Below are 15,934 nucleotides of genomic sequence, written 5' to 3' on the forward strand. Positions count from 1 at the left end.
GCCAGGGCTCCCGCCCCGCGCCGCGCCAGGGCGCGCGACCCGCGCCCCGCCAGGGTGAGAAGCCCCGACCGGCGCCCCGCCGTCCCTCCGGCGTCTCCGGCGGGGGAGGGCGACGTCCCCCGACCCGCCGCACGACGCCCGACCCGGGCCCGAGCACGCGCCGGCGGATGCGGGCCCTCACGGTCGCGACGATCTTCGTCCTGTCGGTCTTCGGCGCCCAGCTCGTGCGCATCCAGGGCCTGGACGCCCGCGCGGTCGCGGCCGAGGCCGAGAGCAAGCGCGTCACCGCGCAGATCATCCCCGCGATGCGCGGGCAGATCCTCGCCTCCGACGGCACCGTCCTCGCCTCGAGCGTCGTCCGGGAGGTCGTCACCGTCGACCAGACCGTCGTGTGCACCTACGGCACGAAGAAGAACGTCTGCGACCCCGCGACGGCGGGGGAGGCGGTCCAGCGCGCGGCCGAGCAGCTCGCGCCGCTCCTCGGCACGCCGGTGAGCGAGCTCGTGACGCAGCTGACCGGCACGAGCCGCTACCGCATCCTCAGCAAGGACGTCAGCCCGCTCAGCTGGAACAAGATCTCCCAGCTCGGCATCCCCGGGATCCTGCGCGACCGCCGCGAGACCCGCTCCGAGCGCACCTACCCGCAGGGCACGACGACCGCCGCGCTCGTCGGCTACGTCACCGACGACGGCACCCCCGGCGGTGGCGTCGAGCTCATGGTCGACAAGGACCTCGAGGGCACCCCCGGCAAGACGACCTACGAGCAGGGCCGCGACGGCACCGCCATCCCGGCCGCCGCGTCGAGCACCACCCCGGCCGTCGACGGCCGCGACGTGCACCTGACCGTCAACTCCTCCCTCCAGTGGTACGCGCAGAACGCCCTCGCGCAGCGGATCAAGGAGACCAAGGCCACCGCCGGCACCGTCGTCATCATGGACGCGCGCAGCGGCGACCTCCTGAGCGTCGCGTCCTACCCGACGTTCGACCCCGACACCGACGTGGGCAAGAAGGGCGCGCAGCTGGACAACAAGGCGTTCTCGGACGTCTTCGAGCCCGGCTCGACCGCGAAGATCATGACGATGGCCGCGGCCCTCGAGGAGAAGACGGTCACGCCGTCGACGCCGGTCGTCATCCCCAACCGTCTGCCCCGCTTCGACCAGCGCTTCAAGGACTCCCACGAGCACCCGACGCAGTACCGGACGGTCGCGGGCACCCTGGCGGAGTCGAGCAACATCGGGACGATCCTCGTGTCCGAGACGCTCAAGCCGTCGACGCTGGAGCGCTACTTCCACAAGTTCGGCCTGGGCTCGCGCTCGGGCGTCGGGTACCCCGGCGAGTCCGCCGGCCTCCTGCCGAAGTCCTCGACGTGGAGCGGCACGCAGCGCGCGACCGTCGCCTTCGGCCAGGGCATCTCGGTGACCGCCATCCAGGCCGCGTCGGTGTTCCAGACCATCGCCAACGGCGGGGTGCGCGTCGCGCCGCGCCTCGTCGACAGCGTGACCGAGGCGGACGGCACGACGACGACGATGCCGGACGCCAAGGGCACGCGGGTCGTCTCGCAGAAGACGGCGGACGACGTGAGCAAGATGCTCGAGGGCGTCGTCAGCCCCGACGGCACCGCCGAGGAGGCGACCATCCCGGGCTACCGGATCGCCGGGAAGACGGGCACCGCCGAGTTCTACGACGACAAGGTCGGCAAGTACCGCGGCAAGACCGCGAGCTTCATCGGCTACGCGCCGGCCGACGACCCGCAGGTCGTCGTCGCCGTCATCGTCCAGAAGCCGACCTACCCCTTCTTCGGCGGCTACGTCGCGGGGCCGGTCTTCAAGGACGTCATGACCTACGCCCTCCAGGAGCTGAAGATCCCCCCGACGGGCCGCAAGGCGCAGCACCTGACCCTCGAGGTGGACCCGAAGGAGGCGCTGTCGGACCCCGACGTGCTGCGTGACGGCAAGTCCCAGCCGAAGCGGTAGGGTCGTCCGGATGCTTTCCCCCCGGCCGTCCTCGCCGCGCCGTACCCCGCTCCACGAGCTCGCCACCCTCGTCGGTGCGCCGGCGCCCACCTCCGACCCCGTCGTCACGGGGGTCACCCTCGACTCGCGCGCCGTGCGGCCGGGGGACCTCTACGCGGCCCTGCCCGGCTCGCGCGCCCACGGCGCCGACTTCGGCCCGCAGGTCGCCGCGGCGGGCGCGGTCGCCGTCCTCACCGACGACGCGGGGCGCGAGCGGCTGGCCGCGGCGGGCGTCGACCTCCCGGTCGTGCTCGTGCCCGAGCCGCGCGCCGTCCTCGGCACCCTCGCGGCCCGGGCCTACGGCACCGAGGACCTGGCGCTGCGCCTCGTCGGCATCACCGGCACCAACGGCAAGACGACGACCGCGTACCTCGTGCACTCGGCGCTCACCGCGCTCGGGCACGAGGTCGGGCTCATCGGCACGGTCGAGACGCGCATCGGCGACGAGCGGGTCGGCAGCGTCCGCACCACCCCGGAGGCGCCCGACCTCCACGCCCTCCTCGCGGTGATGGCCGAGCGCGGCCTCGACACCTGCGTCATGGAGGTGAGCAGCCATGCCCTCGCCCAGCACCGGGTCGACGGCGTCGTCTACGACGTGGCGCTCTTCACCAACCTCAGCCAGGACCACCTCGACTTCCACCACGACATGGACGACTACTTCGCCGCCAAGGCGTCGCTTTTCACCCCCGAGCGCTCGCGTCGCGCGCTCGTCTGCGTCGACGACGCCTGGGGCGCACGGCTGCTCGCCGAGGCGGGCGTGCCCGCCCAGTCGCTGGCGACCGGCTCCGGCGCCGACTGGACCGTCCACCCCGACGCGGGCGACCCGGCGTCCTTCCGGCTCACCGGCCCCGACGGCGTCGACCTCGCCCTGCGCTCCGCACTGCCCGGCGACTTCAACGTGACCAACACGGCGATGGCCGCGGCCGCCCTCGTCCTCGCGGGCGAGGCCCCCGAGCGCGCCGGCGAGGCCGTCCTCGCCGACCCCCACGTGCCCGGCCGGATGGAGCGCGTCTCCCTCGACGGCGCCGCCGACCTGCCGCGCGCGGTCGTCGACTACGCCCACACCCCCGACGCCATCGCCGCCGCGCTGCGGGCCCTGCGCCCGACGACCCCGGGGACCCTCGTCTGCGTCACCGGCGCCGGCGGCGACCGCGACCGCGACAAGCGCCACGCGATGGGCGCCGCCGCCGCGCAGGCCGCCGACCTCGTCGTCGTCACCGACGACAACCCGCGCTCGGAGGACCCGGCGGCGATCCGCGCCGCGGTGCTCGAGGGCGTCGAGGCCGTGCGCGGGCAGGGGCGCGAGGTCCGCGTCGTCGAGGTCGGGGACCGCCGGCGGGCCATCCGCGAGGCCGTCGCCGCCGTCGCCGCCGAGGGCGGGGCCGCGACCGTGGCCGTCGTCGGCAAGGGTCACGAGACCGGCCAGGACGTCGGGGGAGAGGTCCACCCCTTCGACGACCGCGACGAGCTGCGCGAGGCGCTGCGCCTGGCCGCACCGGTGGTGGCGCCGTGATCCCGATCCCCCTCGCCGAGGTCGTCGCGCTGACCACCGGGCGGCTCGCCGGGGTCACCGAGGCCGACGCGGTGACGCTCCTCGTCGACGGCCCGGTCGTCACCGACTCGCGCGAGGCCGCCCCCGGCGGTCTGTACGTCGCGCGGGTCGGCGAGCACGCCGACGGCCACGACTTCGCGCCGGCCGCGCTCGCCGCCGGCTGCGTCGCCGCGCTGACCACCCGGCCGCTCGAGGGCCTGCCGTGCGTCGTCGTCGACGACACGCAGGAGGCCTTCGCCGCCCTGGCCCGCGCCGTCGTCGACCGCTCCCCGCACCTCGCCGTCGTCGGCATCACGGGCAGCTCGGGCAAGACGAGCACCAAGGACCTGCTCGGCAGCGTCCTCGCGACGGCCGGCCCGACGGTCGCGCCCGTCGGCTCGTACAACTCCGAGGTCGGCGTGCCGCTGACCGTCTGCCGCGTCGCCCCCGACACCCGCTTCCTCGTCGTCGAGATGGGGGCCCGCGGGGTCGGGCACATCGCCTACCTCGCCCGGATGGCCCCGCCGCGCATCGGCGTCGTCCTCAACGTCGGCACCGCGCACGTCGGCGAGTTCGGCTCCCGCGAGGCCATCGCGCGCGCCAAGTCCGAGCTGCCCGCGGCCGTGCCCGCCGACGGCGTGGCCGTCCTCAACGCCGACGACCCTGCCGTGCGGGCCATGGCGTCGGTCACCGGGGCCCGGGTCGTCCTCGTCGGCGAGGCCGACGACGCGCACGTGCGCGCCACCGACGTCGTCCTCGACGCCGGGGGCCGGCCGTCCTTCACCGTGCACACCCCCGCCGGCACCGCCGAGGTCGCCCTCGGCCTCGTCGGGCGCCACCACGTCGGCAACGCCCTGTCCGTCCTCGCCGTCGCCCTCGAGCTCGGCCTCGCCCTGCCCGACGTCGTCGCCGCCCTCGGCGCGGCCCGGCCGGTCAGCCGCTGGAGGATGGAGGTGACCGAGCGCCCCGACGGCGTCACCCTCGTCAACGACGCCTACAACGCCAACCCCGACTCGATGCACGCCGCCCTCGAGGCGCTGCGGCGGATGGGGGAGGGCCGGCGCACCTGGGCCGTGCTCGGCACGATGCTCGAGCTCGGTCCCGAGTCCGACGCCCTCCACGCCGAGGTCGGCGCCGACGCCGTCGCCCACGACGTCGACGAGCTGCTCGTCGTCGGGGCGGCCGCCGCGCCGCTCGCCGAGGGCGCCACCGCGGCCGGCGGCAGCACCCGCGTGCGGACCGTCGCCGACGCCGCCGAGGCCGAGGCGCTGCTGCGCGCCGAGCTGCGCGCGGGCGACGTGGCCCTGTTCAAGTCGAGCCGCGACGCCGGGCTACGGTTGCTCGGAGACTCGCTCGCGACCCCCCAGGAGCAGCACCCGTGAAGGCCGTCCTCATCGCCGCCGTGGTCTCCCTCGTGCTGGCCCTCTTCGGGACGCCGACCTTCATCCGCTTCCTCGTGAAGAAGGGCTACGGGCAGTTCATCCGCGACGACGGGCCCACCTCGCACCACACCAAGCGCGGCACGCCGACGATGGGCGGCGCGGTCATCGTCCTGTCCTCGCTCGCGGCCTACGCCGTCGCGCACCTCGTCACCGGCCAGGTGCCCTCGGTCAGCGGCCTGCTCGTGCTCTTCCTCATGGCGGGGATGGGCCTCGTCGGCTTCCTCGACGACTACATCAAGATCAGCAAGCAGCGCAGCCTCGGCCTGCGCTCAGGACAGAAGCTCGCCGGCCAGACCCTCGTCGCGGTGGTCTTCGCGGTGCTCGCGCTGCAGTTCCCCAACAGCTCCTTCCGCACCCCGGCCTCGACGGCCATCTCGTTCGTCCGTGACACCCCGGTCAACCTCGCCTTCGCCGGCACGGTGCTCGGCGTCATCCTCTTCGTCATCTGGGCCAACGTCATCGTCGCGGGCACCTCCAACGGGGTGAACCTCACCGACGGCCTCGACGGCCTCGCCACGGGCGCCTCGGTCATGGTCTTCGCGTCCTACGTCCTCATCGGCATCTGGCAGTTCAACCAGAACTGCCAGTGGAACCCCGGCACCAAGTGCTACGAGGTCCGCGACCCGCACGACCTCGCGATCGTCGCCGCCTGCGGGATGGGCGCGTGCTTCGGCTTCCTCTGGTGGAACGCCGCGCCCGCCAAGATCTTCATGGGCGACACCGGCTCCCTCGCCCTCGGCGGCGGCCTCGCGGGGCTGGCCATCCTCACCCGCACCGAGCTGCTCGTCGTCGTCCTCGGCGGCCTCTTCGTCACCATCACCCTCTCGGTCATCATCCAGGTCGCCTCGTTCAAGACGACGGGTAAACGGGTGTTCAAGATGGCCCCCCTGCAGCACCACTTCGAGCTCCTCGGCTGGCAGGAGGTCACGATCGTCATCCGGTTCTGGATCGTCGCGGGCCTGTTCGTCGCGCTCGGGCTCGGGCTGTTCTACGCCGAGTGGGTCGTGGGGGCCGGATGAGCACCGGGTCCGCCCGCACGGACGCGCTGACCCACCGCGAGGCCGACTGGGCCGGGCTGCGCGTGCTCGTCGCGGGCCTCGGGGTGTCGGGCTTCGCGGCCGCCGACGCGCTGCTGGAGCGCGGGGCGCAGGTCCTCGTCGTCGACGGCCACGCGCCCGACGACGGCTCGGCGATGTCGGAGCGCGCGCGCATCCTCGACATCCTCGGGGCGTCCCTGGCCTACGGCGAGGACGCCGTCACCACGCTGCCCGCCGAGCCGCTCGACCTCGTCGTCACCTCGCCGGGCTGGCGCCCCGACCAGCCGCTGCTCGCCGCCGCGGCCGCCGCGGGGCTCCCGGTGTGGGGCGAGGTCGAGCTCGCCTGGCGGATGCGCCCGCGCGAGGGCGCCGCGCCGTGGCTCACGGTGACCGGCACGAACGGCAAGACGACGACCGTGCAGATGCTCACCGCGATGCTGCGCGCCGCCGGTCTGCGCGCGTGCAGCGCCGGCAACGTCGGCACGCCGATCCTCGAGGCCGTCATGGACCCGCAGCCCTACGACGCCATCGCCGTCGAGCTCTCGAGCTTCCAGCTGCACTGGTCGGACTCCATCGCCCCCGAGGCCTCGGTCTGCCTCAACATCGCGCCCGACCACGTCGACTGGCACGGCTCCCTCGAGGAGTACGCCGCCGCCAAGGGCAAGGTCTACGCCAACACCGAGGTCGCGTGCGTCTACAACGCCGACGACGAGCGGACGATGCACCTCGTCGAGGACGCCGACGTCCAGGAGGGCTGCCGCGCCGTCGGCTTCCGCCTCGGGACGCCCGGCCTGTCCGAGCTCGGCCTCGTCGAGGACGTGCTCGCCGACCGCGCGTTCGTCGCGGAGCGCCGCACCTCGGCCGCCGAGCTCGGGACGCTGGAGGACCTGCGAGCCGGCCCGGACGCGCCGATGCCGGCGCCGCACCTCGTCGCCAACGCCCTCGCCGCCGCCGCGCTGGCCCGGGCCCACGGCGTGCCGCCGTCGGCCGTGCGCCAGGGGCTGCGCGACTTCGTGCCCGAGCCGCACCGCATCGCCGACCTCGGCGTCGTCCGCGACGTGCGCTGGGTCGACGACTCCAAGGCCACGAACCCGCATGCGGCGCAGGCGAGCCTGGCCGCGTTCGAGCACGTCGTCTGGGTCGCCGGCGGGCTGCTCAAGGGCGCCGACGTCGACGGCCTCGTCGCCGCCGTCGCCGGCCGGCTGCGCGGTGTCGTCCTCATCGGGCGTGACCGTTCGGCCATTTCCGAGGCGCTCGCCCGACACGCCCCGGATGTCCCCGTCGTCGACGTGGCGCAAACCGACACTGGAGCCATGGACACCGTGGTGGAGCACGCCCTCGACCTCGCCCACCCGGGCGACGTCGTGCTGCTCGCACCGGCCGCGGCGTCGATGGACATGTTCGCGAACTACGGTGCGCGCGGCGACGCCTTCACTGCGGCGGTGCGGCGGCTCACCGGCGAGGGGTAGCCCGTGTCGTCCGCCACCGCACCGGCCCGGCAGACCGCGCGCGGCACCTCGCGCGTGCAGGCCTGGGTCGACCGCTTCGACTCGCCGGTCACCACGTACTACCTGCTCCTCTTCCTCACCGGCGCCCTCGTCGTCTTCGGGCTCATCATGGTCCTGTCGGCCAGCGCCATCACCGCCCTCGACACCGACGGCTCCGCCTACGCGATCTTCGCCACGCAGGCCGTCTACGCGACGATCGGCGTGGTCGCCCTCGCGCTCGCCTCGCGCATCCCGTCCCGCACCTGGCGCCGGCTCGCCGTCCCGGTGCTGCTCGCGGCCATCGCCCTGCAGCTGCTCGTCTTCACCCCGCTCGGGCGCGGTGGCTTCCAGGGCAACCGCAACTGGGTGTTCATCGGCCCGATCAGCATCCAGCCCTCCGAGGCCATCAAGGTCGGTCTGGCCCTCGCCGGTGGCGCGGTCCTGGCCAAGAAGCGCCGGCACCTGCGCGAGCTCGGGCACGTCCTCGTGCCCTATCTCGTCCCGCTCGCCGCGCTCGGCGTCGGCACGGTCGCCCTCGGGCACGACCTCGGCACCGTCCTCATCCTCGGCGCCGTCGTCGCCGGCGTGCTCTTCGCCGCGGGGATCCCGGTCAAGTGGTTCGTCATCGCCGGCGTCCCGTTCCTCGGGGCCGTCGTCGCGTTCGTCCTCACGAGCCCCAACCGGCTCGGCCGCTTCGACGTCTGGCTCGGCCGCGACACCGACGAGTGGGGTGTCGCGCGCCAGTCCATCCACGGCCGCTACGCCCTCGCCGACGGCGGCTGGCTCGGCCTCGGGCTCGGCCAGAGCCGAGAGAAGTGGGGCCTGCTGTCGGAGGCCCACAACGACTTCATCTTCGCGATCATCGGCGAGGAGCTCGGCCTGCCCGGCACCCTCGCGGTGCTCCTGCTCTTCGCGGGCTTCGCCTTCGCCTGCTACCGGCTCGTCAGCCGCTCCGAGGACTTCTTCGTCCGCGTCGTCACCGCCGGCGTCATGACGTGGATCATCGTCCAGGCGCTCGTCAACATCGGCGCCGTCATCGGCCTCCTGCCGGTCATCGGCGTGCCGCTGCCGCTCGTCTCCTCCGGTGGCTCCTCGCTCATCACGACGATGGGGGCGCTCGGCATCCTCCTGTCCTTCGCCCGCCACGAGCCGGGCTGCCGCGAGGCGCTCTCGGCGCGGCCGTCGTCGCTGCGCCGCTCGCTGGCCGTCGTGTCCGGCGCGGTGCGCGGGCGCCGGAGCGGCTCGTGAGCGGCGTCCCCGGCTCGGTCCTCCTCGCCGGTGGCGGCACGGCCGGCCACGTCTCCCCGCTCCTCGCCCTGGCCGACTGCCTGCGCCGACGCGACCCCGACGTCCGGGTCACCGCCCTCGGCACCGCGCAGGGCCTCGAGGCGCGGCTGGTCCCCGAGCGCGGCTACCCGATGCTCGAGGTGCCGCGCGTGCCGTTCCCGCGGCGGCCGAGCGCGGCCGTCCTTCGCCTGCCCGGCAACCTGCGCCGCGCGGTCGCCGCGGCCGAGGCGGCCATCGAGTCGACCGGTGCCGAGGTCGTCGTCGGCTTCGGGGGCTTCGTGGCCTCGCCGGCCTACCTCGCCGCCCGCCGCCGCCGGGTGCCGGTCGTCGTCCACGAGCAGAACGCGCGCCCGGGGCTGGCCAACCGCCTCGGCGCGCGCATCGCCGCGGAGGTGGGCGTCACCTTCCCCGGCACGGCCCTGCCCGGGGCGACCGTCACCGGGATGCCGCTGCGGCACGAGATCGCGACGCTCGACCGCGCCGCCCACCGCGCCGAGGCCCGGGAGCGGTTCGGGCTCACCGACGCACCGACCCTCCTCGTCACCGGTGGCTCCCTCGGCGCCGCGCGCCTCAACGCCGCCTTCGCCGGCGCGGTGCACGAGCTGTCCGCCGCCGGGGTCCAGGTGCTGCACGTCACCGGCACCGGCAAGGAGTTCGACCCCGGGCCCGTCCCCGGCGCCCCCTACGTCGTCCTGCCGTACTGCGACCGGATGGACCTCGCCTACGCCGCGGCCGACCTCGTCGTCGCCCGGGCGGGGGCCAACACCGTCTGCGAGCTGACCGCCGTCGGGCTGCCCGCGCTCTACGTCCCGCTGCCGGTCGGCAACGGCGAGCAGCGGCTCAACGCCGCGCACGTCGTCGAGGCCGGGGGCGGCGTCGTCGTCGAGGACGCCGCCGTCGACCCGGCGTGGGTGCGCTCCACCGTCGTCCCGCTCGTCACCGACGCCGGCCGCGTGGCCGCCATGGCCGCGGCCGCGGCGTCGGTGGGGGAGCGCGGCGGCGACGAGCTGCTCGCCGACCTCGTCGTCCGCGCCGCCGGGAGGCGCTGAGCGTGCCCGTCACCAACGAGCGCTTCGACCTCGGGGCCGCCGTCCCGGCCTGGGGCGACCTCGGCGTCGTCCACCTGGTCGCCATCGGCGGCGCGGGGATGTCGGCCGTCGCGCGCCTGCTGCTCCAGCGGGGCGTCACGGTCAGCGGCTCCGACGCCGCGGACTCGCCGGTGCTCGACGCCCTGCGTGCGGCCGGGGCCACCGTCTGGGTCGGCCACGACCCGGCGCACCTCGACGGTGTCGACACCGTCGTCGTCTCCTCGGCGATCCGCGAGGACAACCCCGAGCTCGCCGCCGCACGGGCGCGCGGCCTGCGGGTGCTCCACCGGTCGCAGGCGCTGGCCGCCGTCACCGCCGGGACCCGGGTCGTCGCGGTCGCCGGCGCCAACGGCAAGACGACGACGACCTCGATGCTCACCGCCGCGCTCGTGCACGCCGGGGCCGACCCCTCGTACGCCAGCGGCGGCGAGATCGCCCAGCTCGGCACCAACGCGGCGGTCGGAGCCGGCGACGCGTTCGTCGTCGAGGCCGACGAGAGCGACGGCAGCTTCGTCGTCTACCGCCCCGAGGTCGCGGTCGTCACGAGCGTCCAGCCCGACCACCTCGACTTCTACGGCACCGCCGAGGCCGTCACCGAGGCCTACGGCGTCTTCGCGGGGACGGTCCGCGACGGCGGGCTGCTCCTGACCTGCCACGACGACCCCGGCGCCCTCGCGCTCGCGCTGGCGCACCGGGGGCAGGGGCACCGCGTCCTCACCTACGGCGAGCACGCCGACGCCGACGTCCGCGTGCTCTCGGTGGCCGCCGACGGGCTCGGGACCACGTCGCTCGTGCGGCACGCCGGCCGCGAGCTGACCCTCGCGCTGAGCGTCCCCGGGCTGCACAACGTCCTCGACGCCGTCGCCGCCCTCACCGCCGCGGTCGACGGGCTCGGCGCCGACGCCGACGCCGTCGTCGAGGGGCTCGCGGGCTTCACCGGGGCCCGGCGCCGGTTCGAGGTGCGCGGCGAGGTCGGGGGAGTGACCGTCGTCGACGACTACGCGCACAACCCGGCCAAGGTCGCCGCCGTCGTCGGGACGGCGGCCGGCGTGGTCGCCCGGGCCGGGCGCGGCCGGGTGCTCGTCGTCTTCCAGCCCCACCTCTACAGCCGCACCCGCGACTTCGCCCGGGAGTTCGCGCAGGCCCTCGCGCCCGCCGACCACGTCGTGCTCCTCGACGTCTACGGCGCCCGCGAGGCCCCCCTGCCCGGGGTCACGTCGGCCCTGATCGGCGACCCCCTCGTCGACCTGCCGGGCGTGCGCCGCGTCGACGTCGGCGTCGGGCCCGAGCGCGCGGTGGCCCTGCTCGCCGCGGCCGCCGGGCCGGGCGACCTCGTCCTCACGGTGGGCGCCGGCGACGTCACCCGTCTCGGCGACCCGCTGCTCGCCGCCCTGCGCGCCGGCACGGAGGAGCAGGCATGAGCCACACCGCGACCCGTCGTCCGGGGCCCCGCGGCCTCGAGTCGTCCGCCTCCCGCTTCCGCGAGCGTGCGCTCGCCCGCCGTCGTCGCCCGTGGCTGCGCGGCCTCTCGCTCCTGCTCGCGCTGGCCCTCGTCGGCGGCACCGGCTGGGTCGTCGGCTGGACCGGCGTGCTCGGCGTCCACGACGTCGAGGTCGTCGGCGTGACGGGGGAGGAGGCGCAGGCCGTCTCGGACCTCGTCCGGGTGGCCCCCGGCACCCCGCTCGTGCGCGTCGACACCGCGGCCGTCGAGACGGCCGTGCGCGAGCGGGTCACCGTGGCCGAGGTCTCGGTGCGGCGGTCCTGGCCGCGCACCCTCGTCGTCGACGTCGTGCCGCGGGTGCCCTCCATCGTCGTCAAGAACCCTCAAGGTCGACTGGAGGTCGTGGACGCCACGGGGGTGACCTTCGGTCGGGTGTCCAAGGCCCCGAAGGGCGTCCCCGTCGTCACCGCCACCGGGTCGCGCGCGATGACCCCCGAGGCCCTCCAGGCGGCGCTCGCCCTCCTGCGCGACCTGCCGGAGGACCTCGCCGACGACGTGCGGTCGGTGACCGTGAGCAGCGCCGACCTCGTGACCTTCACGCTGCGCGGCAAGACCGTCGTGTGGGGCGGCGAGGACGGGGCCGAGCTGAAGATCCGCGTCCTGCGGGCGCTGCTCACGACCTCGGCGCGGACGGTCGACGTCAGCGCGCCGGACACCCCCGTCACCCGCTGAGGCCACTGCGTCCACAGGGACGGGTGGGGCGGGTGGGGCGGCGTCTGAGAGGCGTGACAGGATTTGCCCGACGCGATGTCGCGACACGCCCACCGGGAGGGTGCAGGACCCCGGCGGCGCGACGTAGCGTCACCCCCATCGACAACGTGACCGAACTGTAACCCTCTACCTCAGATCGAGGGTTTGACCGGTCGCACACACGCCTGTGACCTGAAGTGGAAGGCCGATTCCCGTGGCAGCACCCCAGAACTACCTCGCCGTCATCAAGGTCGTCGGCATCGGCGGAGGCGGTGTCAACGCCATCAACCGGATGATCGAGGTCGGCCTCAAGGGTGTCGAGTTCATCGCCGTCAACACCGATGCGCAGGCCCTGCTGATGTCCGACGCCGACGTCAAGCTCGACGTCGGCCGCGAGCTGACCCGGGGCCTCGGCGCCGGCGCCGATCCCGAGGTCGGCAAGAAGGCCGCCGAGGACCACGCCGAGGAGATCGAGGAGGTCCTCAAGGGGGCCGACATGGTCTTCGTCACCGCCGGCGAGGGTGGTGGCACCGGCACCGGTGGCGCCCCCGTCGTCGCCCGGATCGCCCGGGGCCTCGGCGCCCTGACGATCGGTGTCGTGACGCGCCCGTTCACCTTCGAGGGTCGCCGTCGGGCGAACCAGGCCGAGAACGGCATCGCCGCGCTGCGCGAGGAGGTCGACACCCTCATCGTCATCCCGAACGACCGCCTGCTCTCGATCAGCGACCGCGGCGTCTCGATGCTCGACGCGTTCCGCAGCGCCGACCAGGTGCTCCTCTCGGGTGTCCAGGGCATCACCGACCTCATCACGACGCCGGGCCTGATCAACCTCGACTTCGCCGACGTCAAGTCGGTCATGCAGGGGGCGGGCTCCGCGCTCATGGGCATCGGCTCGGCCCGCGGCGAGGACCGTGCCGTCCAGGCCGCCGAGCTCGCGATCTCCAGCCCGCTGCTCGAGGCGAGCATCGACGGCGCGCACGGGGTGCTCCTGTCGATCCAGGGCGGCAGCGACCTCGGCCTCTTCGAGATCAACGAGGCCGCGCGCCTGGTCCAGGAGGCCGCGCACCCCGAGGCGAACATCATCTTCGGTGCGGTCATCGACGACGCCCTCGGCGACGAGGTGCGGGTCACCGTCATCGCCGCCGGGTTCGACGGCGGCGCCCCGGTGCGCCGCGCCGACGACCGCGCGCTCGGGACCATCCAGGGCCGCCCCGCGGCGGCACCGGCACCGGCGCCCGCGGCCGCTCCCGTCCAGGCCCCGCCTGCGCCGGTCCACGTCCCGCCGGTCGCGGCCCCCGTCCAGCACCAGCCGGCGCCGGTCGCGCCGCCCGCGCCCGCCCAGCCGGCGCAGGACGAGTCCCCGGTCCGCACCGAGCGCGAGTCGACCCCGGCCGAGCCGGTGCGCCAGCAGCCGCCGCGCACCGTGACGTTCGACGAGAACGACGACCTCGACGTCCCGGACTTCCTCAAGTAGTGACGACGTCGACGCCCGACGGGGGCGGGGTGCTCCTCTGGGAGGACTCCGCCCCCGCGGCGTGGCGCGCCCTGACCGGCCGCCCGGGCGGGGTGAGCCGTGGACCGTGGTCCGGCCTCAACCTCGGGCTGCACGTCGGCGACGCCGAGCCCGACGTCCGCGAGAACCGGCGCCGGCTCGCCGGCGCGGTCGGTCGGCCGCTCGCCTGGATGGACCAGTGCCACGGCGCCGAGGTCGCGGTCGTCGAGTCGGTGCCCGACGTCGCCCCCCGCTGCGACGCGCTCGTCACGACCTCGCCCGACCTCGCCCTCGCCGTCCTCGTCGCCGACTGCGTCCCCGTCCTCCTCGCGAGCCCCGAGGGCGTCGTCGCCGCGGTCCACGCCGGTCGCCCCGGGATGCTCGCCGGGGTCGTGCCCGCCGCCGTCGCCGCGATGCGCGACCTCGGGGCCGTCTCCCTCGACGCCGTCGTCGGGCCCTCGGTCTGCGGCCGCTGCTACGAGGTCCCCGCCGCGATGCGCGAGGACGCCGCCCGCGTCGTCCCCGTCAGCGCGACCGTGTCGTGGACGGGCACCCCGGCGCTCGACGTCGCCGCCGGCGTCGTCGCCCAGCTGGGCGACCTCGGCGTCCCCGTCACGTGGGTGCCCGGCTGCACCCGCGAGCGGGAGGACCTCTACTCCTACCGCGGGTCGGGCACGACCGGGCGCTTCGCCGGCGTCGTCGCGAGGTCGCGATGAGCACGCCGCAGCGGCGCGAGGAGCTCGCCGCGCGCCTGGCCGCCGTCCGGGCGCGCGTCGACGCCGCCCTCGCCGCGGCAGGCCGCACCGACCCCGTCACCCTCGTCGCGGTGACGAAGTTCTTCCCCGCCTCGGACGTCGACGTGCTGACCGACCTCGGGGTGCGCCACATCGGCGAGAACCGCGACCAGGAGGCCTCGGCCAAGGTCGGGGAGCTCGCCCACCGCGACCGCCTCACCGTCCACTTCGTCGGGCAGCTGCAGTCCAACAAGGCGGGGTCGGTCGCGCGCTACGCCGACGTCGTGCACTCCCTCGACCGGGCGAGGCTCGCCGGCGCCCTCGACCGGGCGGCCGCGCGCGAGGGCCGCGTCCTCGACGTCCTCGTCCAGGTCGGGCTCGACGCCGCCGGGGAGCGCGGGGGAGCGGCCCCGGAGCAGGTGCGGGAGCTGGCCGACGTCGTCGGCGGCCTCGAGCACCTGCGGCTGCGCGGCCTCATGGCCGTGGCGCCGCTCGGGCAGGCGCCCCGTCCGGCGTTCGCCCGGCTGCGCTCGCTCGCCGAGCAGGTCCGCGCGGACCATCCCGACGCGACGTGGCTCTCGGCGGGGATGAGCGGCGACCTCGAGGACGCGGTCGCCGAGGGCGCGACACTCCTGCGTGTCGGCTCGGCAATCCTCGGTTCTCGCCAGTCCCACCGGTAACTTCGGGGACGACGCAACGGCCCTGACCCGCAGGACCGACGACCGAGGAGCACTGGATGGCTGGCGCGCTGCGCAAGACGATGGTCTACCTGGGCCTCGCCGAGGACCAGGGCCGCTACGACGACGACCTCTACGACGGCTACGACGAGCCGGAGGCCGACGACCACGGTCACGACCGCGCCGAGCACCGAGGAGCCGAGGTGACCCCTCTCCCCACCCGCCGTCCCGTGGCCGAGGTCGTGCGCACGCACGAGGCCGCCAGCGTCTCGCGGATCACGACGATCCACCCGCGTACCTACAACGAGGCCAAGACGATCGGCGAGAGCTTCCGTGACGGCGTCCCCGTCATCATGAACCTCACCGACATGGGCGACGCGGACGCCAAGCGCCTCGTCGACTTCGCCGCCGGCCTCGTCTTCGGCCTGCACGGCTCGATCGAGCGCGTCACCTCGAAGGTGTTCCTCCTCTCGCCCGAGACCGTCGAGGTCCTCGCGGAGGACGGGCAGGCGCTCGCCGGCCGCACGGTCTTCAACCAGAGCTGACGAGCGACCCCCGCGCGGGACGCTCAGGTCCATCGGTCACACTCGAGCCATGGGTGCCGTCTTCGCCGTCCTCGCCTTCGTGGTGTTCCTCTACCTCGTCGTGCTCATCGGGCGGGTGGTCTTCGACTGGATCCGCATCCTCGCGCGCGAGTGGCGGCCCCGGGGGCCGGTCCTCCTCGTGGCCGAGCCGGTCTACACGCTGACCGAGCCGCCGCTGCGGGCGCTGCGCAAGGTCATCCCCCCGCTGCGCCTGGGCGCGGTGTCGGTCGACCTCTCGTTCATGGTGCTCTTCATCGGCGTCATCATCCTCCAGCGCATCCTCGAGGGCCTCGCGGCCTGAGTCCCCGGGGCCCGCGCCCCGCAGGCCGCGCAGGTCTCGTGCGTCCCGTGATCGTCTAGGCTGGCCTGCGG

At 74.9% G+C, this 15,934-nt stretch carries 14 protein-coding genes; all 14 read left to right on the forward strand.

Annotation, left to right across the window (positions count from 1 at the left end):
- Window positions 1–167 precede the first annotated feature (167 nt).
- Entirely contained in the window at window positions 168–1,973 is a 1,806-nt protein-coding gene (locus HL663_RS11245; protein WP_173028465.1) for a peptidoglycan D,D-transpeptidase FtsI family protein, read from the forward strand.
- A 10-nt stretch (window positions 1,974–1,983) separates the two neighbouring features.
- A complete protein-coding gene (locus HL663_RS11250) occupies window positions 1,984–3,525 on the forward strand; it encodes a UDP-N-acetylmuramoyl-L-alanyl-D-glutamate--2,6-diaminopimelate ligase (RefSeq protein WP_173028466.1) in 1,542 nt (513 codons plus the stop codon).
- Complete coding sequence (locus HL663_RS11255; protein ID WP_173028467.1) at window positions 3,522–4,925, forward strand: UDP-N-acetylmuramoyl-tripeptide--D-alanyl-D-alanine ligase; 1,404 nt, start codon at window positions 3,522–3,524, stop codon at window positions 4,923–4,925. The genes HL663_RS11250 and HL663_RS11255 overlap by 4 nt, the downstream gene beginning before the upstream one ends.
- On the forward strand, window positions 4,922–6,004 hold the full coding sequence (mraY, locus tag HL663_RS11260; protein ID WP_173028468.1) for a phospho-N-acetylmuramoyl-pentapeptide-transferase: 1,083 nt from the start codon (window positions 4,922–4,924) through the stop codon (window positions 6,002–6,004). Before HL663_RS11255 ends, mraY begins: the two co-directional genes overlap by 4 nt.
- Window positions 6,001–7,491: a UDP-N-acetylmuramoyl-L-alanine--D-glutamate ligase gene (murD, locus tag HL663_RS11265; protein WP_173028469.1), complete on the forward strand. Its 1,491-nt coding sequence runs from the start codon at window positions 6,001–6,003 to the stop codon at window positions 7,489–7,491. The genes mraY and murD overlap by 4 nt, the downstream gene beginning before the upstream one ends.
- Before the next feature lie 3 nt (window positions 7,492–7,494).
- Complete coding sequence (ftsW, locus tag HL663_RS11270) at window positions 7,495–8,757, forward strand: putative lipid II flippase FtsW (protein ID WP_173028470.1); 1,263 nt, start codon at window positions 7,495–7,497, stop codon at window positions 8,755–8,757.
- Window positions 8,754–9,845: an undecaprenyldiphospho-muramoylpentapeptide beta-N-acetylglucosaminyltransferase gene (murG, locus tag HL663_RS11275; protein ID WP_173028471.1), complete on the forward strand. Its 1,092-nt coding sequence runs from the start codon at window positions 8,754–8,756 to the stop codon at window positions 9,843–9,845. The genes ftsW and murG overlap by 4 nt, the downstream gene beginning before the upstream one ends.
- 2 nt (window positions 9,846–9,847) lie before the next feature.
- Complete coding sequence (murC, locus tag HL663_RS11280; RefSeq protein WP_173028472.1) at window positions 9,848–11,305, forward strand: UDP-N-acetylmuramate--L-alanine ligase; 1,458 nt, start codon at window positions 9,848–9,850, stop codon at window positions 11,303–11,305.
- Window positions 11,302–12,057, forward strand: coding sequence for a cell division protein FtsQ/DivIB (locus HL663_RS11285; protein ID WP_173028473.1), 756 nt, complete (start codon window positions 11,302–11,304; stop codon window positions 12,055–12,057). Before murC ends, HL663_RS11285 begins: the two co-directional genes overlap by 4 nt.
- A gap of 232 nt (window positions 12,058–12,289) precedes the next feature.
- Window positions 12,290–13,549, forward strand: coding sequence for a cell division protein FtsZ (ftsZ, locus tag HL663_RS11290; protein ID WP_173028474.1), 1,260 nt, complete (start codon window positions 12,290–12,292; stop codon window positions 13,547–13,549).
- A 29-nt stretch (window positions 13,550–13,578) separates the two neighbouring features.
- Window positions 13,579–14,283: a purine nucleoside phosphorylase YfiH/LACC1 family protein gene (locus HL663_RS11295; RefSeq protein ID WP_173030132.1), complete on the forward strand. Its 705-nt coding sequence runs from the start codon at window positions 13,579–13,581 to the stop codon at window positions 14,281–14,283.
- Window positions 14,280–14,981 (forward strand): YggS family pyridoxal phosphate-dependent enzyme, encoded by a 702-nt coding sequence (locus tag HL663_RS11300; protein WP_173028475.1) that lies wholly within the window; start codon window positions 14,280–14,282, stop codon window positions 14,979–14,981. The genes HL663_RS11295 and HL663_RS11300 overlap by 4 nt, the downstream gene beginning before the upstream one ends.
- A gap of 56 nt (window positions 14,982–15,037) precedes the next feature.
- Window positions 15,038–15,523 (forward strand): cell division protein SepF, encoded by a 486-nt coding sequence (locus tag HL663_RS11305; RefSeq protein ID WP_173028476.1) that lies wholly within the window; start codon window positions 15,038–15,040, stop codon window positions 15,521–15,523.
- A gap of 49 nt (window positions 15,524–15,572) precedes the next feature.
- Complete coding sequence (locus HL663_RS11310; protein ID WP_173028477.1) at window positions 15,573–15,863, forward strand: YggT family protein; 291 nt, start codon at window positions 15,573–15,575, stop codon at window positions 15,861–15,863.
- Window positions 15,864–15,934 lie beyond the last annotated feature (71 nt).

Source organism: Arthrobacter sp. NEB 688 (assembly GCF_013201035.1).
GTDB lineage: Bacteria > Actinomycetota > Actinomycetes > Actinomycetales > Dermatophilaceae > Phycicoccus.